This window comes from Nonomuraea typhae (genome assembly GCF_009760925.1).
Lineage (GTDB): Bacteria > Actinomycetota > Actinomycetes > Streptosporangiales > Streptosporangiaceae > Nonomuraea > Nonomuraea typhae.
This window is the reverse complement of sequence record NZ_VRLV01000012.1, coordinates 207,327-223,328: the sequence shown is the minus strand read 5'-3', so window position 1 is coordinate 223,328 and position 16,002 is coordinate 207,327. Positions and strand designations below refer to the sequence as shown.

Genomic DNA, 16,002 nt, shown 5'->3' with positions numbered 1-16,002 from the left:
TCATGCGCAAACTCGGAGCCTTACTCGCTGTTTTGTTGACTGTGACGGCCTGCGGCTCGGGCGGCGGCGAGGGCAAGCCCGCCGCCGAGGGCGGGCAGCTTGTCTTCGCGAACTTCCAGTGGCTCGAACCCAACCGCGGCGAGCAGCTGTGGAAGTCCGTGACCGGCTATCAGCAGGCCAATCCCAAGGTCACGATGAAGCAGCAGGCGATCACCCGCAAGGACTACGAGAGCACGCTCAAAACGCAGATGGGCGCGCGCAGCGGACCCGACATCCTTATCGTCCCCGACACCTTCTTCCCCGAACTCGCCCAGAACGGCCTGCTCGAACCCGTCGGCGACGTCCTCACCGCCGAGGACAAGGGCAGGCTGAACCACAGCAACAAGGCGGCCGAGTACAAGGGCGAGCAGCTCGCCTACGCCTGGGAGATCGTCAACTACGCCCTGTTCTGGAACAAGGGCCTGCTGGACGAGGCGGGCGTGAAGCCGCCTGCCGACCTGCCCGGCCTGGTCGCGGCGGCCAAGGCCATCAAGGACAAGACCGGCAACCCCGGCTTCGCCGTACGCCATCAGATCAATGAAGAGGTCCCCTGGTGGATCGACTTCTCGAACTGGCCGTACGGGTTCGGCGGCGGCTGGTCGCGTGCCGGCAAGCTGACCATCGACTCACCGGAGAACGTCGCGGCGGTCACGGCCTACAAGGAGATGTACGCCAGTGGCGCGATGTCCGTGGGCGACGACGCCTCCACGTTCCGCTCGAAGTTCAAAGAGGGCAAGATCGGAATGATGATCGACAACAGCTCCGCGCTGTTCACCATGGTCAGCGGCAACCAGGTGGTGCCGAGCGCGAGCGGGGTGGGCGCGTCGCGGCTGCCGTTCCCCGGCGAGGGCTCGAGCCACGCGAGCTTCTTCGTCGGGATCAACAAGAACGGCAAGAACAAGGCGCTGGCCAAGGACTGGCTGAAGTGGTTCTTCTCGGCCCGGGCACAGGAGTCGGCCGCCGCCGCGCTCGGCGCCAGCGTGATCGGCACCGACGCGCAGCCGCCGGGGACGTTCCTGACCGAGAACCCGTGGGTCGAGACGTTCAGGAAGCAGTCGGCGAACTCCGCCGACGCGGTGATCGACGGCTTCGAGACCAAGACGCCGCAGATCAGGCGCATCGTGCTGCAGGAGATCGAGAAGGTGCTCGTGCAGAACGAGGACCCGGCGGCGGCGCTGAAGCGGGCCCAGCAGGAGGCGGAGAAACTGGCGTGACCCGGCGCTTACCGTACCTGTTCATCGCCGGGGCGGCGGTCTACCTGGTGCTGCTGACCGCCGCGCCGCTGCTCAACGGCCTCTGGCTGAGCCTCACCGACGCCAAGCTGCTCAATCCGACGGGCGGGGTGTTCATCGGGTTCGAGCACTACGTGACACTGTTCGGCGAGCCGGGCTTCTACCACTCGCTGCTGGTCACCCTCGTCTACTCCGCGGCGACCGTCGCCGGTTCGCTCCTGCTCGGGACGCTGGCCGCCGTCCTGCTGAACCGCTCCTTCCCCGGGCGTACGGCCGCGCGGACCATTCTCACGATGCCCTGGGCGGTGCCGACCGTGGCGGTCGCCCTGATCTTCGTGTGGATCTACAACAACGACAGCGGCGTGCTGAACAGGGGCGTGCGTGCGCTCGGCCTCGACGGCGAGGGCTGGCTCACCGACACGGCGTGGGCCCTGCCGGCGGTCACCGTGGCCTCGATCTGGAAGGTCTTCCCCTTCGTCATGCTCGTCGTGCTCGCCGCGCTGCAGTCGGTGCCGGACGAACTGTACGAGTCGGCCCGGGTGGACGGCGCCGACCCGGTCAACACCTTCAGGGACATCGTCTACCCGTACCTCACGCCCACGCTCAGGATCGTCGCCCTGCTGATGACGATCTGGTCGCTGCGGCGCTTCGACATCATCTGGCTGCTCACCCAGGGCGGCCCGGTCGAGGCCACGAACACGGTCGTGATCAGCGTCTACCGCGAGTCGTTCCTCAACTCCGACCTGGGGCTGTCGGCGGCGCTCGGCGCCGTCGGACTGCTGCTTTCGACGCTGGTGACGATGGCTCACTTCCTGCTCGACAGAAGGGAGGCGGCGTGGTGATCGGCAGGATCCTGCGTTTCCTCGCGGTTCTCGTGCTGGTGATCGGCGCGGGCTTCCCGCTCTACTGGATGCTCACGACGGCCACGCGGACCACCGAGGAGATCTTCTCCGGCTCGCCGCCGCTGGTGCCCGACCCCGGCGGGCTGGACCTCGGGGCGCTCGGGCCGATGCTCGGCTGGCTGACCAACAGCGCGTTCGTCGCCTTCGGCACGACGCTGCTGAGCCTGGTGCTGGCCGTACTGGCCGGTTATGCCCTTTCTCGCTACCGGTTCCGCGGGAAGGGGCTGTTCGGCTTCGCCCTGTTCGCCACGCAGATGCTGCCCGAGGCGCTCGTCGTGGTGCCGCTCTACGCGATCTTCCTGGTGGTCGGGCTGCTCAACGACCTGGGCGGGCTCGTGCTCGCCAACACGGCCTTCGCGATGCCCGTCGCCGTATGGATCATGAAGAGCGCGATGGACAGGATCCCGATCGAGATCGAGGAGTCGGCGCGGGTCGACGGCTGCCCGCAGTACGCGATGCTCCCGCAGATCATCCTCCCGCTGGTGATGCCGTCGGTGGCGGCGGCGGCCGTCATCACGTTCTTCGACGGGTGGAACGAGTTCCTGTTCGCCAGCACGTTCATGGTCGACAAGGAGAAGTGGCCCGCGTCCAAGGGCCTGGCCTCCTACGTCGGCGAGTTCGTCACGCCGCTCGGCACGGTGATGACCGCCGCCCTGATCTTCACGGTGCCGGCCATCGTCTTCTTCCTGCTGGTCCAGCGCAGGATCGTCAGCGGGCTCACGTCAGGGTCGGTGAAGGGTTAGATGCCGAGGATTCGCTTCGACGGGATCACCAAGAACTTCGGTGACACCAGCGTCATCAGGAACTTCGACGCGGAGGTTCCCGACGAGGAATTCCTCGTCCTGCTCGGGCCTTCGGGCTGCGGAAAGTCGACCATGCTTCGCATGATCGCCGGGCTGACCGACATCAGCGGCGGCTCGCTCGAGTTCGACGGGGTGAGGGTGAACGGGCTCGAGCCGCGCGAGCGGCGTATCGCCTTCGTCTTCCAGTCCTACGCCCTCTACCCGCACATGACGGTCCGGGCGAACATCGCCTTCCCGCTGCTGATGAGCCGCTTCCGCTGGTTTCACCACTTTCCCGTCGTCAACCGGCTGATGCGCCGGCGCTTCCTGCGCGACCCCGCGGTGCGGGGGAAGGTCGAGGAGGTGGCCGCGATGATGGAGCTGACCGAGCACCTGGATCGGCGGCCCAAGACGCTGTCCGGCGGCCAGCGCCAGCGGGTGGCCGTCGCCCGCGCCCTGGTGCGCGAGCCGTCGCTCTATCTCCTCGACGAGCCCCTGTCGAACCTCGACGCCAAGCTGCGCACGCAGATGCGCGCCGAGATCAGCGCGCTGTACCAGCGGGTGCGCAAGAGCTTCGTCTACGTCACGCACGACCAGGTCGAGGCGATGACGATGGGCACGCGGATCATCGTGATGAACGAAGGCGTCATCCAGCAGTACGGCACGCCGAAGGAGATCTACGACCGGCCGGCGAACACCTTCGTCGCCCGGTTCACCGGCAGCCCGCCGATGAACCTCCTCCCCCGCGACGGCGGGCTGCTCGGCGTGCGCGCCGAGAAGGTCACGATCTCGCGGGCGCCGGGTGGCCTGCGCGGGCAGGTGGTGGTCGTCGAGCACCTGGGCGCGGAGACGGTGATCGCCTTCACCCTGGACAGCAGGGAACTGCACTACGCCCGCATGCCGGGAGACGTGACGTTCCCGCCGGGCGGCGAGTGCCGCGTCGACCTGGATCTCACCGGCGCCTCCTGGTTCGACGCGGAGACGGGCGAGCGTCAGGAGGCGCCTTCGTCGCCTTGACCGCGGGTCAGCGCCGCAACCGCGGCACCGCCTCCAGCAGCGTCCTGGTGTAGTCGTGGGCGGGCCGGGAGGCCAGCGTGTCGGCGGGGCCGTGTTCGACGATGCGCCCCCGGTGCATGACGGCCACGGTGTCGCAGACGTACCGGACCACCGCGAGGTTGTGCGAGATGAACAGGATCGACAGCCCCAGCGTCTCGCGCAGGGATTTGATGAGGTTGAGCACCGCCCCCTGGACGGAGACGTCCAGGGCGCTGGTGATCTCGTCGGCCACGAGCAGCCCGGGGCGGGCGCCGAGCGCGCGGGCGATGGCCACGCGCTGGCGCTGCCCGCCGGACAGCTCGCGGGGGTAGCGGGCGGCCAGGCCGGCGGGCAGGGAGACGAGGCCGAGCAGGCGGTCCACTTCGGCGGCGCGGGTGGACCGGGGCAGGCCGAGCAGTCCTTCCGCGACGGAGTCGCCGACCTTCATGCGCGGGTCGAGGGAGGCGTAGGGGTCCTGGAAGACCATCTGGACGCGGTCGGCGCCGGTGATGGCCCCGGTGTACGGCACCAGCCCGCAGACCGCCTTGGCCAGGGAGGACTTGCCCGAGCCCGACTCGCCGACGAGACCCACGATGCCGCCGGGCGGCACCTCGAGGCTGACGGAGTCGACCGCGGTGAAGGAAGAGAACCGCACCGTCACATCAGTGAATTTCATGAAACCTCCAAGCAGGCCACCAGATGCGCCTTGCCGTACTCCACGAGCGGCGGCAACTCCACGGCACACCGCGGCGTCGCCAGCGGGCACCGGCCGGCGAAGGCGCACCCCTCCCCCACCAGCGCGGGCGCCGGCTGGGTGCCGGGGATGCTGGCCAGCGGCAGCGACCGGTCGGTCTCCATGTCGGGCAGCGAGTCCACCAGCGCCCGGGTGTACGGATGGGCCGCCCCTTCGGCCAGCGACGCCACGGGCAGTTCCTCGACCACCCGCCCGGCGTACATGACCACGACCCGGTCGCACAGCTCCCCCACGACCGCGATGTCGTGCGAGATGAACATCGCCGCCGCCCCGCTCTCCTCCACGACCTCGCGCAGCAGCCGCAGGATCTGCCGCTGCACGGTGACGTCCAGGGCGGTCGTCGGCTCGTCGGCGACGATCAGCTGGGGATTGCCCATGAGCCCCATCGCGATCACCGCGCGCTGCCGCATGCCGCCCGACAGCTCGTGCGGGTGGCGGCGGGCCTGCTTCTCCGGTTCCGGCAGATGGACGTGACCGAGCCGGTCGACGGCCAGGCGCAGGCCCTCGGCGCGGGTGGCGCCCTGGTGCACGGTGGCCACCTCGGCCAGTTGCCCGCCCACCCGCAGCGCCGGGTTGAGCGAGGCCATCGGGTCCTGGAAGACCATGGCCAGGCCGGTGCCGAGCTCCTTCTGGCTGAGCCCGGCCATGTCCCGCCCGCCCAGGCGCAGGGCGGCGTGCGTGACGACGCCCGGATAGGGCACCAGGCCGCCGATCGCCGCCGCGGTCAGGCTCTTGCCGCTGCCGGACTCGCCGACGATGCCGACGATCTCGCCGGGCCGTACCGTGAGCGACAACCCGCGCACGGGCGTGACGCCGCCCGGGAAGGTGACGGTCAGCTCACGCACCTCCAGCACGGCCTCGGGGTCCGCCGCGTCCGCCGTGTCCGTCGCGGGAGGAGCCTCGGGCTGCGCCCGCCCAGCCGGTACGGCGGTGCGCGCCGCCCGCCTGGCCAGGGTGTCCCCGAGCAGGTTGAACCCGACCCCGGCCAGCGCGATGGCCACGACGGGCCCGATCGCGACCTCGGGGGTGACGTAGATGCGGCCGAAGCCGTCGAACAGCAGGCGCCCCCAGTCGAAGTCGGGCGGCTGCACGCCCAGCCCGAGGAACGACATCCCGGCCAGCCCGAGCAGCGCGCCGCCGAGCGCCTGGGTGAGGTTGAGCAGGAGCGGCTCGGCGATGTTCGGCAGCACGTGGCGCGACAGGACGAGGTGGCGCGGCAGCCCGAGCATGCGGGCGGCCAGCACGTAGTCGGCCCTGGCCACGGAGGCGGCCAGCGTCTGGGTGAGCCGGGCGAAGCCGGGGGCGATGGCCACGCCGATGCCCAGGACGGCGCCGCGGGCGCCCATGCCGGAGACGACCGCGGTGAACATGGCCAGCAGCAGCCCGGGGAAGGCGACCAGCGCGTTGACGGTGCCGGTGACCAGGCGGGCGCCGCGCCGGGGCAGCACGGAGGGCAGCGCGCCGAGCACGACGCCGATGGCCGCGCCGATGAGCGTGGCGGCCAGGGCCAGCACCAGCGAGTAGCGCCCGGCCACGAGCACGCGGGCGAGCAGGTCGCGGCCGAGGCTGTCGGTGCCGAGGGGGTGCGCGGCGGAGGCGCCCTGGAGGATGGCGGCGGCGTCGATCTTCTCGGCGGCCGCGCCCCAGATGGGCGGGCCGATGATCGCCAGCACCACCATGAGTGCGACCAGCACCGCCGAGACGACGGCGGAGGGAGTGCGCGGCATCAGGACTCCTTGATGGAGGAGGTCGGGTCGAGCACGCCGAGGACCACGTCCACGGCGAAGTTGACGACCAGGACGATGGCGCCGTAGACGAGGATCACGCCCTGGGCGACCGGGTAGTCCTTCTGCGTGATCGACTCGACGATCTTGAGGCCGAGACCGGGCCAGGCGAAGACGTACTCCACCAGCACGCTGCCGGCGATCAGCGCGGTCAGCAGCAGTCCGCCCAGGGTCAGGGTCGCGGTGAGCGTGTTCGGCAGCACGTGGCGCAGGTACAGCCTGGGCGCGGGCAGGCGTTTGGCGCGGGCCAGCCGTACGTAGTCCTTGCCGAGCTCGCGCAGGGTCTCCACGCGGGAGATGCGCGCGATCATCGCGATGGGGCCGATGGCCAGGGCGAGGATGGGCAGCACGTAGGACTCCGGTCCGGCCTTGCCCGCGGGCGGGAACACGCCCAGGCCGATGGCGAAGACGGTGACCAGGCCGATGGCGTACAGGAACTCGGGCAGGGCGACGGCGGTGCCGGTCACCGAGGTGAAGGCGGCCTCGGTGCCGCGGTTGCGGCCGTTCTCGGTCCTGATCGCCGCCCACATGCCGATCGGCACGGCGGCCAGCAGGGCGACCACGGTGGCCAGCAGGGCCAGGACCAGCGTGTTGGGCAGCCGGGAGGTGATGACCTCGCCGACGGGCTCGCCGGTCAGGAACGAGGTGCCGAGGTTGCCGGTGAACAGGTGGCCGACATAGGTGGTGAACTGCTCGAGCAGCGGGCGGTCCAGGCCGAGCGCGGCCGTCCTGGAGGCGACCAGCTCGGCCGGGGCCGCGGGGCCCAGTGAGGCCCGCACCGGGTCGCCGGGGATGAGGTGGATCATCGCGAACGACGCCACCAGCAGCACCCCCAGCGACACGACGAAGCGCACCAGATGGCGCAGCACTCAGCCTCCCTGGGTGAGGCGGATGGAGGTGGGGTTGATGAGCGAGGCCATGGTCTCGAAGGTGGCGTTCTTGGTGGCCACCAGCACGGTCAGCTCGGTGACCGGGATCAGGTCGGCGTCCGCGAACAGCGCGGACTCGGCCTGCTCCCAGAGCTTGCAGCCCTCCTGGCCCGTCTTGAGCGCGGCCTGGGCGACCAGTTCGCCGTAGCGGGCGTTGTTCAGATGGGCGAAGTTGGCGCCCTTGGGCGCGGCGGGGCCGGACAGGAAGCCGACGAGCTGCGAGGGCAGGGTGACGCCGATCGGCAGCCAGACCACGTCCCAGTCCTGGGTGGCGTTGAGCGACTCGGCCAGCTTCGTGTCGAGCACGCCGTTGAGCTTGACCTCGGCGCCGACGGCCTTCCAGGCGGCGGCCAGGTACTCGGCGGCGGCCTGCACACCCGCGCCCCGGGTGGTGGCGTAGAGGTAGCGCAGGGTCAGCTTCTTGCCGTCCTTGACCCGGACGCCGTCGGGACCGGCCTTCCAGCCGGCCGCGTCGAGCCCGGCGGCAGCGGCGGCGGCGTCGAAGGCGGGAACGTGGCCGCTGACGGTGTCGCCCTTGCACGGCCGGGGCTCCAGGACCAGTCCGGTGGCCGGGCGGCCGGTGCCGCTGGAGGCGATCCCGGCCAGTTCCTTGAGGTTGACCGCCTGGGTGAGCGCCTTGCGGACGGCCGGGTCCTTGCCGGGGCGGTCGTCGCCCTGGTGGTAGAAGAACTGGCCGTTGCCCGCCATCGGGGTCATCTTGCCGAGGCCGGGCGTGGCCTCCAGGCGGGTGCGGTCGGCGCCGTAGAAGGTGGCGCCGTTGATGGTCCCGGCCACCAGCAGGTTCGCGGCGGTCTGCTCGTTGGGCACGACCTTGAGCACGACCTTCTCCGGCAGGTCCTTCGACGTGGCGCCGCTCGGGCCCCAGGCGTAGTCCTTGCGCAGGGCGAAGGTGTAGTGGTCGCCCGGCATGGCCTCCTTCAGCACGTACGGGCCGCTGCCCGAGGTGGCGCGGGCGATGAGCGAGCGGTCCTTGACCGCCTTGCCGCAGACCATGAAGAGCGTGAGCGTGCTCTCCAGGATGAACGAGAACGGCTTGGGCGTGGCCAGCGTGACCGTCCCGGCCGCGTCGTCGGCGGTGGCCTTCATGCCCTCCGGCACGAGCACGCCGTAGATGGGCGACTTGGTGGCCGGGTCGGCGATGTGGTTGACGTTCTGGGCCACGTCGGCGGCGGTCAGCTTGGCGCCGTCGGAGCAGGTGACGTTCTTGCGCAGGGTGAAGGTGACCGCGTCCGGCTTGACCTCCCACTTCTCGGCCAGCCCTGGGACGATCTTCCCGTCCTTGCCGGCGGAGACCAGCGTGTCGTAGGCGAAGGCGAGGACGGAGTTGGTGACCGACAGCACTCCCATGGCGGGGTCGAGCACGCCGGGGTCGGCGGGGATGGCGTAGGTGAAGGTGCCGCCCGCGACCGGCCGGCCAGAGGGCGCTTGGGCGGTTCCGCCTCCGCACGCGGAGGCGAACAGGGCCAGGCAGGCGAGCGCCGCTACTTTTTTCATTCGGGACTCCGGGGAGCAGCGTGTGGGGGGTGGTCCCCAACCCTCGTCCGTGCTGGTCGCGGGTTCTTCGTGCGCGCAGACGAAAACTCCGGCCGGGCTAGTGCTGGGAGCCGAAGATCCGCATCTGGAGCATGACGGTCAGCCGGGCGTCGGAGTCGGCGAGGTCCAGGCCGCTGATCTCGACGAGCCGCTTGAGCCGGTAGCGGAAGGTGTTGGCGTGCACGTGCACCTGGGCGCAGGCGAGGTTGACGTCGCCGAAGGCGTCCAGGTAGGCGCGCAGGGTGGCCACGAGGTCGCTGCCGTGCTCGGCGTCGTGTTCCAGCAGCCGCTGGTAGGGGCCGGTGGGCGTCTGTTCCTCGGCCATGACGACGTCGGCCACCTGCATGAGCAGCGACTCGAAGTGCACGGCGGTGTACCCGGCCGCCTGGCCGGAGGTGCCGCGGGCGCGCAGCACGCGCAGCGCCCGGTCGGCGTCGGCCCGCGATCGGGCGACCTGGTTGAGGCTGGCGGCCAGCCGTCCGACGCCGACGTTGGCCGGGTAGCGGGCACCGACCCTGGCCAGGAAGCTCTGCGCGACCCGGACGGCGCGTTCCTCCTCCTCGCCGCCGGTGTTGAGCGGGAGCACCGCGTAGGCCACCGAGCCGACGAGCGCGCCGGCGGCCCGCGGGTGGATGGCGGCCACGTGCAGGGCGAAGGCGTCGCAGAAGCGCTGGCGCTCGCTCTCGGCCCGCGCCGGATCGGTGTCGGGCACCTCGGTGAGCTGGGCGGCCAGCACACACAGCCGCTCGGTGGCGATGCCCAGCCGGCCGGCGGCCTCGGCGGCGTCGGAGCCGCCCGCAAGCACGGTGGACAGCAGGTCGGCACGCAGGCGGCGCTGGGTGTCGGCGCCCGCGCGCTCGCGCAGCAGTTGCAGGGCGACGATCTTCGCCGCGTCGGAGAAGGCGCGCAGGCGCTGCTCGTCCAGCGGCTCGCGCACCGCGGCCCAGATCGAGCCGAGGATCTCGTCGCCCGAGCGCACGGCCACGGCGGTCCGGTGGAGGCTGCCGTCCTGCATCTCGATGTAGATGGGGTCGCGGCTCTGGTAGAGCTTGCGGAAGAAGCCGCGCTCGTCCAGCATGCGCCGGTAGCGCTCGGGCACCTGCCTGCCCAGGACGGTCTCGACCCGCCCGAGGTCGGCCTCGTCCTGCCGCCCGGAGTAGGCCAGCACCCGGGAGGAGCGGTCCTCGATGGTGACCGGCGCGTCCAGCAGCGCGCAGATGGCGTTGGCCAGTGCGAACAGGTCGTCCTGCGGCCCGTCTCCCGGGTCGTCGAGGTCGCCTTCCGACAGCAGGGAACGCAGCAGCGCCGCCACCTGGGACCAGGAGGCGGCGCGGGTCAGCCCGAGCACGGCCACGCCGGTCTCCAGGACGGCGGCGCGCACGCCCTCGTCCACCTCGACCGGCACCTTGACCACGATCGCCGCCGCCGACCGGGCCCGGTACAGCAGGTCGCGGATGTCACCGGCCGCGTGCACGCCGATCGCCAGCAGGATGCCGCCCGGCGGGACCAGCAGCTCGTCCAGCGGGTCGTAGATGTGCACCCCGGTGACCTCCATGCCGAGATCACCCGGCGAGGCGACCTCGTCCATGACGGTCGAGCCGAGGTCGACCAGGATGCGCCCGAGGCTGGCGAGCGGGCGGTCGATCACCCGCTCACCATACGTCACCTCGGTCATCACACCCGCAGCCGGTCCACCGCCACCCGGGCCGCCCGGCCGATGGCGGCGTCGGCCGCCGGATCGCGCAGGCCGAGCTTGGTGGTGCGCAGGAAGACCGCGACGGCGTACCGCCTGCCGTCGGGGTACTCCACGACACCGGCCTCGTTGCGCACGCCCCACAGCGTCCCGGTCTTGCCGGAGACCTTGACGGACTCGTCGAAGCCGGCGGTGAGCCGGTGCGGCCACACCTGCTGCCCCATGATGCGCCGCACCTCCGCGCACGCCTCCGCCGGACCGGCCTCGTCGCGCCAGATGAGGCTGAGCAGCGCGGTGATCTCGCGGGGCGTGCTGGAGGTGGTGCGCTCGGGGTCGCGCACGGCCAGCGGCCTGATCTGGGCCTCGGTGAGGTTCTCCAGGTCGGCGCCGCCGAGCTCCTGCCTGACCTGGTCGAACAACTCCGCGCAGCCGCCGATGAGCCGGGTGCGGGGCAGCCCGAGCTCCGCCAGCGTGGCGTGCACCCGATCCAGCCCGACCCGGCGCAGGAGCACGTCGGTCGCGGCGTTGTCGCTCAGCGTGAGCGTGAGGTGGGCCAGGTCGCGCAGCGTCAGCGAGACGTCGTCGGCCAGCCCGGAGGTGCCGATCCCGCCGTCCTTGTCGGCGGCGGTGACGGTGAGCCGCTCGGTGCGCTCCAGCTCGCCCTTGGCCGCCTGCCGCGCGTACTCCAGCACGATCGGGATCTTGAACACCGAGGCCAGCACGACCGGCGCGCCGGCGTCGAGGCCGACCTCGGCCGCCGGATCGTCCACGTCCCGCGCGTGCACGAAGCCGCGCACCCCGGCCGCGTCGAAGATCTCACGCACGCGCCACCGCCCGGCTGTTGTGCAGGTAGGCGGCGACCCCGTCGCGCATCACGAACGTGACGGTCGCGTGCATGCCGCCCTCGGCCTCTTCGGCGACGAAGTCGTGGTCGCCGAGGTGGACGTACCTCTTGGTGGTGCGGGACATGCCCATGTTCAGGGCCGTCTCGCCGGGGATCAGGGTGATCTCCAGCCCGCCGTCCGCGGCGGCGACCTCCATCGACACCATCGGCCCGGCGAAGGTCCCGGTGTACGGCGCGGCGTCCACGGCGACCGGCTCGGCGGGGGGAAGCGGCAGCCCCGGGATGTCCAGCCCGGTCGTCTCCCTCAGCACGGCCATCGCCAGGTCCTCGATGAGGCCCATGACGTCGCCGCCGTTGCCGGTCATCGCGAGCACGACGTCGCTGCCCGGCACGATCCGCCAGAACGTGCTCTGCCCGATCGTGCCGCCGTCGTGCCCGATCGCGCCCCAGTCGAACAGCTCGAAGCCGAGCCCCCACGCGCTGGCGAACAGACCGGGCACGGTCGGCACCTCGATCTGCGGCTCGCGCATGGCGGCGACGCTCCCGGCCGACAGTACCCGGGTGCCGTCCTCGGCCAGCCCGCCCGCGAGCACCATGCGCCCGAAGCGGACCAGCTCGCGCGGGGCCAGGCAGAGCGTGGACCCGGCGGCGGCGTTGGAGCGGGGCATCTGCCAGGTGGGGAAGACGTCCCGCTCGGGGCCGACGTGCCCGGCCGAGGCGCGGAACAGCACGGCCTCCTCCCCGAACATCGCCGCCTGCGTGGCGCCCAGCGGGGTGAGCAGGTGCTCGCGCATGGCCTGCTCCCACGTGGTGCCGCGCAGCCGGGCGGCCAGCGCGCCGAGGACGACGAAGCCGGAGTTGCAGTAGGAGAACAACTCGCCCGGCTCGTGCACCTTCGTGGCGCCGTGCAGGTAGGCCAGGTACTTGTCCACGCAGTCGTCGCCGCGCCCGGTGTCCTCGAACAGGTCGCCGTCGAAGCCGCCGGTGTGCGACAGCAGCTGCCGTACGGTCACCACCGCCTCGTACGACAGCCCGAACTCCGGCAGGTAGTCGGTGACGGGCCGGTCCAGGTCGAGCTTGCCCTCCTCGACGAGCTGCATGACCAGGGCGGCGGTCCACACCTTGGTGGTGGAGCCGACCTGGAAGACGCTGTCGGGGGTGGCCTCCACGCCGGTGTTCTTGTTGACGACGCCGGTGGCGGCCTCGTGCAGTTCGCCGCCGGCCCACACGGCGATGGCGGCTCCGGGCACGCCGTGCTTGGCGGCGGCCTCGTCCAGGCGCTTCTGCAGGTCCATGATCAGCTCACTTTCGGGGTGGCGCGGGCGCCGGCGTGCACGTACAGGCTCCCGTCTTCGAGCTCGTAGAAGACCAGCGACAGCCAGTCGGGGTCGCCGTCGCGGCGGCCGACGAAGGTGACGTCGTCCACGGCGACGAGCGGGATGTCGGCCGGCTGGTCGAGCTCGGCGAGCGCGCCCAGCGACTCCATGCGCAGGATCAGCCGGCCGTCCCTCAGGCTGATCGTCATACGGGCGCCGGCCCGCTCGTACACGCCCGCGTAGCGGGTGAGGTCCGCCTCGACCGGCTGCTCGGGCGGGCCGAGCCTGGCCGGCACCTCCAGGCCGTCGAGCTCGGCGAACAGCTCGGTGGCGACGGCGTGGGTGAAGGCGCCGCTGTGGCCGCCGTTGGCCGTCACGCACACGACCGTGCCGGTGCCGGGCACCAGCCAGAGCATGGCGTGCTGGCCGATCGTGTTGCCGCCGTGGGAGACGATCTTCTGGCCGCTCCACTCGTCGAGGATCCAGCCGACGCCCCAATGGGTACCCAGCGTGTACGGGTTCGGGACGGCGACCTGCGGCTCCCACATCACCTGCGGGTTCTCCAGCAGGCCGCCCTCGAGGTGGGCGCGGCCGAACGCGACCACGTCGGCCGGGCGGGCGGTGATCAGCCCGGCCGGTCCGCACGAGCGCATGAGCCCCCACACGGGCGCGGGGGCGCCGCCGTCCACGTGCCCCATGGCCGCGCGGAAGCGCAGCGCGTCCTCGGGCAGCGTGACGGTGTGGGTGAGGCCGAGCGGCTCGACGATCTGCTCGCGCAGCGCGGCGTCCCAGATCTTGCCGGTCAGCCGTTCCACGATGCGCCCGGCCACGATGAAGCCGGAGTTGCAGTAGGACTGGGTGACGCCCAGCGGGTGGTTCTGCGCCAGGTCCGCGCAGGCCGCGACGTACTTCTCCACGCAGTCGTCGCCCCGGCCGGTGTCCAGGAACAGGTCGCCGTCGATCCCGCTGGTGTGCGAGAGCAGGTGGCGCACCGTGACGGTCTTGGTCACCTCGGCGTCGGCCACCTTGAACTCCGGCAGCAGCTCGATCACCGGCGTGTCCAGCGTCAGCAGGCCGCGCTCCGCCAGTTGCATCAGCTGGGTGGCGGTCCAGACCTTCGTCACCGAGCCGATCTGGAAGAGCGAGTCGGTCGTCGCCTCGACGCCGGTGCCCCGGTGCAGCACCCCCGCCGCGAACTCGTGCACCTGCCCGTTGTGCAGATAAGCCAGGCCGGCGCCCGGCACGTCGTACTCGGCGATCAGTTCGGCGAGCCGCTGACCCATTGCTCCAGCCACGCGATGATCCTCTCGTTGTAGTCGTAGCGGTGGGAGGGACGTCCCTGGACGATGAACAGATGGGAGCCGCCGGGGTACCTGACCAGCCGGACCGGCACCTCCCGCTCACGCAGCGCGGCGAACCACTGCTCGGCCTGGCCGATGGGGCACCGGTCGTCGTTCTCGCCGTGCAGGATGAGCGTGGGCGTGGAGACGTCGCCGGCGCGGGTCAAGGGCGACTGGGGCGTCATGTCCCCGGAGCACTCCCACATCTTCAGGTAGTACCCGGCATCCGAGGTGCCCGCCATGCTCGTCAGATCGCTGACGATGCCGCCCGGGATCGCCGCCTTGAACCGGTCCGTGTGCGCCGTCAGGTAGCAGGTCATGTACCCGCCGTAACTGTAGCCGGTCACCGCCAGCCGCTCCGGATCGGCGCTGCCGTCGGCCACCAGCTCGTCCAGCGCCGCGTGGAAGTCCTGGGCGTCGGCCACGCCCCAGCCGCCCTGGGCCGCGGTGTAGAAGGCTTCGCCGTACCCGTCGCTGGCCCGGGGGTTGAGGGCGAGCACGGTCCAGCCGCGTGAGGCGAGCACCTGGTGGTAGAGGTGCACGCCGTCGAAGACGGGCGCCCAGGCGTTGTGCGGCCCGCCGTGGATGTCCAGCAGCAGCGGCCCGCCGTCGGCGGGCCCGGTGAGGAAGCCCTCGACCTCGGTCCCGTCCGGCGCGACGAAGGTACGGCTGCGCGGCACGTGCAGCTCCAGATCGGCCGGGGCCAGCGAGGTCAGCCGTTCCCCGTCGAGGTACACCTCCCCCGCGCTGTACGGCGAGGCCGCCACGTAGGCCAGCCGCCCGTCGCACACGTGCATGCCGGAGACGCTGAGCTCCGGATCGCCGATCTTCTCCGCACGCGCGCCCCGGAGCCGGTACAGGTGCGTGAACCCGCGATCCCGCGCGCAGAACACCAGGTCGCCGTCGAGCCGCCGCGGCGGCGCGCCCGGGTAGGCGGGCGCGCCGATCATGATGTTGCGGTCGAGCCCGGTGACGATCTCCTCCTGCCCGTCCTGGCCGGCCGCGAACAGCCGCGTGTGCCCGGCAGGGCCGCCCGCGAACGCGGCGGCGACCACCTGGCCGTCCAGCCACCAGGCGGCCACGCAGACGACGTCCGGGGTGGTCAGCCGCTTGGGCTGGCCGCCGGAGGAGTCCACGACGTACACGGCGCCGCTGGGGACGAGGTCGCGGTCGGGCTCCATGGACGCGGTGAAGGCGATCTGCCGGCCGTCGGGCGACCACGAGGGGCCGTCCGCGTGGTAGCCGTCCTCGGTGAGCCGGCGGGACTCCCCGGTGCCGGTGTCCACCACGAACACCTGCATCGTGATCCCGCGCAGCAGGCCGGCGCCGTCGGCCTTGTAGTCGAGCCGGTCGGCGACCACGGGCGCGTGGGGGTCGGGGGTGCCGTGCGGCCCGCCGTACGCGATCTCCCGCCCGTCGGGCGACCAGACCGCCGCGCCGGCGCCGAGCGGCGCGGCGGTGAGCACGCGCGGCTCGCCGCCGTCCATGGGCAGCAGGTGGATCTGCGGCTTGCCGTCGACGGGACGGACGAACGCCAGGGTGCGGCCGTCCGGCGACCAGCGAGGGAGGGTGCCGGTCGCCAGACGGCGCGGCTCGGCCCCGGGTGCGGCGAGCCAGATTTCGGAGACGTTCTCGTCGCCGTCGCGGACGGCCGAGGTGAGGGTGTAGGCCACGGCCGCCGCACCGGGACGCACCTGCGGATCGGAGGGTACGGCCAGGCGGTAGAGGTCGTCCAGGGTGAGACGAGGCATGGCCGAACGCTAGGCGAGCCCCGGGGGCCGGTTCTTCGGAGCGCAGG

General features: G+C 71.7%; 13 protein-coding genes. 4 read left to right on the top strand and 9 right to left on the bottom strand.

The features are described 5' to 3' along the window. Window positions 1–41: 41 nt before the first annotated feature. Genes FVE25_RS37455 through FVE25_RS37440 form a run of 4 tightly spaced genes read left to right on the top strand, consistent with a single transcriptional unit; the run spans window position 42 to window position 3,972 of the window. On the top strand, window positions 42–1,253 hold the full coding sequence (locus tag FVE25_RS37455; protein WP_246268056.1) for an ABC transporter substrate-binding protein: 1,212 nt from the start codon (window positions 42–44) through the stop codon (window positions 1,251–1,253). Continuing rightward, complete coding sequence (locus FVE25_RS37450; RefSeq protein WP_157252209.1) at window positions 1,250–2,113, top strand: carbohydrate ABC transporter permease; 864 nt, start codon at window positions 1,250–1,252, stop codon at window positions 2,111–2,113. The genes FVE25_RS37455 and FVE25_RS37450 overlap by 4 nt, the downstream gene beginning before the upstream one ends. Next, the gene (locus FVE25_RS37445; RefSeq protein WP_219825811.1) at window positions 2,107–2,916 is read left to right on the top strand and encodes a carbohydrate ABC transporter permease; all 810 of its coding nucleotides are present in this window, start codon (window positions 2,107–2,109) and stop codon (window positions 2,914–2,916) included. The genes FVE25_RS37450 and FVE25_RS37445 overlap by 7 nt, the downstream gene beginning before the upstream one ends. Next, the gene (locus FVE25_RS37440) at window positions 2,917–3,972 is read left to right on the top strand and encodes an ABC transporter ATP-binding protein (protein WP_157252208.1); all 1,056 of its coding nucleotides are present in this window, start codon (window positions 2,917–2,919) and stop codon (window positions 3,970–3,972) included. A 7-nt stretch (window positions 3,973–3,979) separates the two neighbouring features. Here the strand turns inward: FVE25_RS37440 and FVE25_RS37435 are convergent, their stop codons facing one another. The 9 genes from FVE25_RS37435 to FVE25_RS37395 all read right to left on the bottom strand — a co-directional run bounded on the left by FVE25_RS37435 (window position 3,980) and on the right by FVE25_RS37395 (window position 15,955). After that, on the bottom strand, window positions 3,980–4,666 hold the full coding sequence (locus FVE25_RS37435; RefSeq protein WP_157252207.1) for an ABC transporter ATP-binding protein: 687 nt from the start codon (window positions 4,664–4,666) through the stop codon (window positions 3,980–3,982). Then, window positions 4,663–6,471, bottom strand: a complete 1,809-nt coding sequence (locus FVE25_RS37430) for a dipeptide/oligopeptide/nickel ABC transporter permease/ATP-binding protein (RefSeq protein ID WP_157252206.1) — start codon at window positions 6,469–6,471, stop codon at window positions 4,663–4,665. The genes FVE25_RS37435 and FVE25_RS37430 overlap by 4 nt, the downstream gene beginning before the upstream one ends. Next, the gene (locus FVE25_RS37425; protein ID WP_219825810.1) at window positions 6,471–7,397 is read right to left on the bottom strand and encodes an ABC transporter permease; all 927 of its coding nucleotides are present in this window, start codon (window positions 7,395–7,397) and stop codon (window positions 6,471–6,473) included. Before FVE25_RS37425 ends, FVE25_RS37430 begins: the two co-directional genes overlap by 1 nt. Then, window positions 7,398–8,972, bottom strand: a complete 1,575-nt coding sequence (locus FVE25_RS37420) for an ABC transporter substrate-binding protein (RefSeq protein WP_157252205.1) — start codon at window positions 8,970–8,972, stop codon at window positions 7,398–7,400. 97 nt (window positions 8,973–9,069) lie between these two features. Then, window positions 9,070–10,677 carry a PucR family transcriptional regulator gene (locus FVE25_RS37415; RefSeq protein WP_425489519.1) on the bottom strand — a complete coding sequence of 536 codons (1,608 nt, stop codon included), beginning with the start codon at window positions 10,675–10,677 and terminating at the stop codon, window positions 9,070–9,072. Between the two features lie 8 nt (window positions 10,678–10,685). Further along, window positions 10,686–11,528: a serine hydrolase gene (locus FVE25_RS37410; protein ID WP_157252203.1), complete on the bottom strand. Its 843-nt coding sequence runs from the start codon at window positions 11,526–11,528 to the stop codon at window positions 10,686–10,688. Then, complete coding sequence (locus tag FVE25_RS37405; RefSeq protein WP_246268030.1) at window positions 11,521–12,843, bottom strand: serine hydrolase domain-containing protein; 1,323 nt, start codon at window positions 12,841–12,843, stop codon at window positions 11,521–11,523. Before FVE25_RS37405 ends, FVE25_RS37410 begins: the two co-directional genes overlap by 8 nt. 2 nt (window positions 12,844–12,845) lie before the next feature. Next, on the bottom strand, window positions 12,846–14,159 hold the full coding sequence (locus FVE25_RS37400; protein WP_246268028.1) for a serine hydrolase: 1,314 nt from the start codon (window positions 14,157–14,159) through the stop codon (window positions 12,846–12,848). Further along, window positions 14,123–15,955, bottom strand: a complete 1,833-nt coding sequence (locus FVE25_RS37395; RefSeq protein ID WP_157252202.1) for a S9 family peptidase — start codon at window positions 15,953–15,955, stop codon at window positions 14,123–14,125. Before FVE25_RS37395 ends, FVE25_RS37400 begins: the two co-directional genes overlap by 37 nt. Window positions 15,956–16,002 lie beyond the last annotated feature (47 nt).

Excerpts from the sequence above, each read along its gene's own strand:
- FVE25_RS37435 (WP_157252207.1), bottom strand. The coding sequence starts at position 4,666 with ATGAAATTCACTGATGTGACGGTGCGGTTCTCTTCCTTCACCGCGGTC.
- FVE25_RS37430 (WP_157252206.1), bottom strand. The coding sequence starts at position 6,471 with ATGCCGCGCACTCCCTCCGCCGTCGTCTCGGCGGTGCTGGTCGCACTC.
- FVE25_RS37405 (WP_246268030.1), bottom strand. The coding sequence starts at position 12,843 with ATGGACCTGCAGAAGCGCCTGGACGAGGCCGCCGCCAAGCACGGCGTG.
- FVE25_RS37395 (WP_157252202.1), bottom strand. The coding sequence starts at position 15,955 with ATGCCTCGTCTCACCCTGGACGACCTCTACCGCCTGGCCGTACCCTCC.
- FVE25_RS37440 (WP_157252208.1), top strand. The coding sequence starts at position 2,917 with ATGCCGAGGATTCGCTTCGACGGGATCACCAAGAACTTCGGTGACACC.
- FVE25_RS37420 (WP_157252205.1), bottom strand. The coding sequence starts at position 8,972 with ATGAAAAAAGTAGCGGCGCTCGCCTGCCTGGCCCTGTTCGCCTCCGCG.